At 69.9% G+C, this 3,545-nt stretch carries 3 protein-coding genes and 1 pseudogene; 2 read left to right on the forward strand and 2 right to left on the reverse strand.

The features are described 5' to 3' along the window. Positions 1 to 1,002 (forward strand): annotated as a pseudogene (locus Q0C38_RS23080) (hypothetical protein); the annotation flags it as partial. A 15-nt stretch (positions 1,003 to 1,017) separates the two neighbouring features. Here the strand turns inward: Q0C38_RS23080 and Q0C38_RS23085 are convergent. Continuing rightward, a complete protein-coding gene (locus Q0C38_RS23085; RefSeq protein WP_291299489.1) occupies positions 1,018 to 1,671 on the reverse strand; it encodes an urea amidolyase associated protein UAAP2 in 654 nt (217 codons plus the stop codon). Between the two features lie 44 nt (positions 1,672 to 1,715). After that, positions 1,716 to 2,726, reverse strand: coding sequence for an urea amidolyase associated protein UAAP1 (locus Q0C38_RS23090; RefSeq protein ID WP_291299490.1), 1,011 nt, complete (start codon positions 2,724 to 2,726; stop codon positions 1,716 to 1,718). Between Q0C38_RS23090 and Q0C38_RS23095 the strand changes: the two genes are divergently transcribed. Continuing rightward, positions 2,695 to 3,545: mandelate racemase/muconate lactonizing enzyme family protein (locus Q0C38_RS23095; protein WP_291299491.1), on the forward strand; the 851-nt coding region annotated here is incomplete at its 3' end. The two genes, Q0C38_RS23090 and Q0C38_RS23095, sit on opposite strands and share 32 nt — an antisense overlap.

A 3,545-nucleotide genomic window follows, 5' to 3' on the forward strand; every position in this document is an offset into this window, starting at 1 on the left:
GGCAGCCTGATCACGCGCGAGTACTTCCGCAACATCGCCGAGTACGTGAAGGCGGGCGGCGCCCTGCTGGTCTCGGTCGGGCCGGTGTTCGCCACGCAGCGCTCGCTCTATCGCACGCCGCTCGGCGCCGTCCTGCCGGCCGCCCCGCTCGGCGACGTGCTGGAGACGCCCTACAAGCCCAAGGTCACGGAGATCGGCCAGCGCCATCCCGTCACCGCCAACCTGCCGCAGGCCGGCGATCCCGGGAAGGAACCCGACTGGGGCCGCTGGTTCCGCCTGATCACTGCGCGCACCGATCGCGGCAACGCCATCCTGTCGGGCGCCGAGGAGCGCCCCCTGGTGATCCTCGACCGCGTCGGCGAAGGTCGCGTGGCGCAGATGATGTCGGATCATCTGTGGCTGTGGAACCGCGGCATCGACGGCGGCGGGCCGCAGCCCGAGCTGGTGCGCCGCGTCGCCCACTGGCTGATGAAGGAGCCCGACCTCGAGGAGGAGGCGCTGCGCGCGACCTCGGTGGGTGGCCGGATCGAGGTGACCCGCCGCACCCTCTCCACGACCTTTCCGCCGGTGACGATGACCGCGCCCGACGGCTCGACGCGTACCCTGACCCTGAATCAGGCGAGCCCCGGGCTCGGCCTCGCCGTGGTCGACGTGGAAAGGCCCGGCCTCTACCGCTTCGACGATGGCACGCTGCGCACGGTGGCCGCGGTCGGCAACCCCGACCCGCTCGAGGTCTCCGACGTGCGCGCGACGGAGAGCAGGCTGCGGCCGCTGGTCGACGCCTCGGGCGGCACGCTGCTGTGGCTCGTCGATTCCGCCGATCCCGACATTCGCGCGGTACGGCCGGGCCGCGCCGCCGGCGGCTCCGACTGGATCGGGCTGCGCCGCAACGAGGGTTACACCGTCGCCGGCATCAACCAGATCCCGCTGCTGCCGGGCATCCTGGTGGCGCTGGCGTTCCTGCTCGCCGTCGGCAGCGCCTGGTGGCGCGAGGGGCGCTGAGGCCGGCACATCGCCTCATCGCCGGTCGTCGCCTATGCCGATATCCCAGATCAGCACCCGAATGGGCGTCGGATCGAAGCCATTGCACGGGTTGTTGACCTGCGGACAGTTGGAAATCACGACGAGCACGTCGAGATCGGCGGTGATGTCGACGTGGCTGCCGCCCGCCGAGATGCCGTCGACGACGGTGAATTGTCCCGACGGATCGATCGGCACGTTCATGAAGAAGTTCAGGTTGGCGACGATGTCGCGCTTGCCCAGGCCATGACGCGAGAGCTCGAGGATGAAATTCTCCCGGCAGGCGTGCTGGTAGCGAGTCGCTTCGCCGAAGCGCACGGCGTTGCTCTCGCAGGAGCAGCAGCCCGCGGAGGTATCGTGCCGACCGCAGGAATCGCCGGTGATGCGCGCCATCACGCGGCCCTTGTTGGAAATCAGCTGCGTCCCGAGCTCGATGTAGGGCGAGCCTCGGATCCGCATCGTGTCCTGGGCGCTGTAGCGCTCCGCCGGATCCTCGGCGCAATAGAGCAGCGCATCGACCGCCTGCTGGCCTTCCGTGTCGACGATGCGCAAGGTCTGCCCGCGCCTCACCAGCCGTGACCACGCCTGTTCCGCCGGAACATCGTGAGCATGCATCGCGTCCGCCGGATCGAGCGCCTGCTGGCTTGTCATCGTGCATTTCCTTTCGAGTGGACCATCGACGAGCTCGCCGGCTTTCAGGTGTAGAGCCGATCGGTGAACTGGAAAGCGCGGGCGATCTCGGGCGACATCGTGCGGCACGGATCGTCGGTCGCGGCAGGCGGCGGGCGATGGCGCACGAGCGTCACCGGCCCGCCGGCGGCGGGCCCCGCCGGATCGAGTGGATGGGGGCAGTTCGACAGCGCCACGACGAGGTCCATCTCGGCTCGCAGGTCGACGAAGTCGCCGGACCGTTTGCGCCCGCCGGTCCACGCGAAGCGGCCGTCGGTCGCAATCGACACGGGGGCGAAGAAGCTCACGCAGGACGGGATGTCGCGCAACCCGAGCCCCAGCTTGGCCGCGGCCAGCAGGAAGTTGTCATGGCTGTTGCGCGACGGCTCGCCGAGGGCCGTACGCGTCGAGGCCGCCGTGGATCCCCCCGCCAGAAGATCGTGCGCGCCGCTCGTATCCTCGATCAGGGAAAGCATGACCCTGCCCATGTCGGTCAGGATGACCCGCCCCTTGGACAGCGCAGCACTCCACTGAACCTTGGCCGTATCGGCGCAGCTGATGCGCTCCGAGGGGTCGTCCGCGCGCCAGCCGATCAACGAGACGCTGGACCGGCCGAGCGGATCGACGATGCGCAGTGCCTCGCCGCGGCGCAGCCGCACCGTGTCGTACCAGCCGGACGGAACCTCCTCGCGGCTGATCACCGCGTCCGATGCGATCGACGCCCCGTCGAGCGCGGTCGGCGCCGGCAGGGCCTTCGGCATGGCCTCCTGTCCTGCGGCCCGCAGCGTCTCGTAGCGACGCCGGTTGGCTGCGGCGATCTCCGCCCTCCTGCTCGCGACCATCGATCCCTCCGACTGTCCCACCGCGATCGTGCGGTCTCGACAATGCCGCGCCCGGACAGTGCCGTCACGCCGGGCCGCCATCGCGGCTGGACGCGCCGATCGCGCAGGACGAAGCTCTGCCCGGTAATGTCCCGTCCCATGATCCGGAACCAGGCCAACCTCCATGAAGATCGAGAGCATCACGGCGAGCGCCATCGAGATCCCCCTGCCCCGGCAGTTTGCCGGCAGCGTCTACGCCATGACGACGCGCTGCGCGATCGTGACCCGGATGCGGACCTCGGATGGCCTGGAAGCCGAGGTCTACAACGGCGACAACCGCGAGCACGGCGCGGCGCTGGTGAAGATCATCGTCGAGGAGATCGCGCCGCTGGTGCTCGGCGAGGATGCCGCCGCCTATGAGCTGCTGTGGTCGAAGGCCTTCGCCGTCACCGTGCCCAATCGCGACCGCAAGCTCGCCATGGAAGCGATCGCCTGCGTCGACACCGCGGTATGGGACCTGCTCGGCAAGCGTGCCGGCCTGTCGGTGCGCCAGCTGCTGGGCGGCTTCCGGTCCGAGCTGCCGATCATCTCGATCGGCGGCTACTACGCCGAGGGCAAGACCCTGCTCGACCTCGCCAAGGAGATGGAGCAGCTCCGCCTGTGGGGCATGGGTGGCTGCAAGGTGAAGGTGGGCGGTCTCTCGCCCGAGCAGGACGCCGAGCGGGTCAAGGCGGCCCTCGACGGCGCGGGGCCGGGCTTCATGATCTCGGTCGACGCCAACCGGGGCTGGTCGGTGCCCGACGCCATCCGCTTCGCCCGCCTGATCGAGCCGCTGCCGATCGCCTGGTTCGAGGAGCCGGTGCGCTGGGACGACGAGGCGCGCGGCATGGCCGAGGTGCGTCGCGCCTGCCGCATCCCGATCAACGCCGGGCAATCGGAGTACAGCGCCCGCGGCGTGCGCCGGCTGATCGATGCCGGCGCCGTCGACATCGTGAACTTCGACGCCTCCGAAGCCGGCGGCATCACCGAATGGCG

The organism is Elioraea sp. (genome assembly GCF_022842375.1).
Lineage (GTDB): Bacteria > Pseudomonadota > Alphaproteobacteria > Acetobacterales > Acetobacteraceae > Elioraea_A.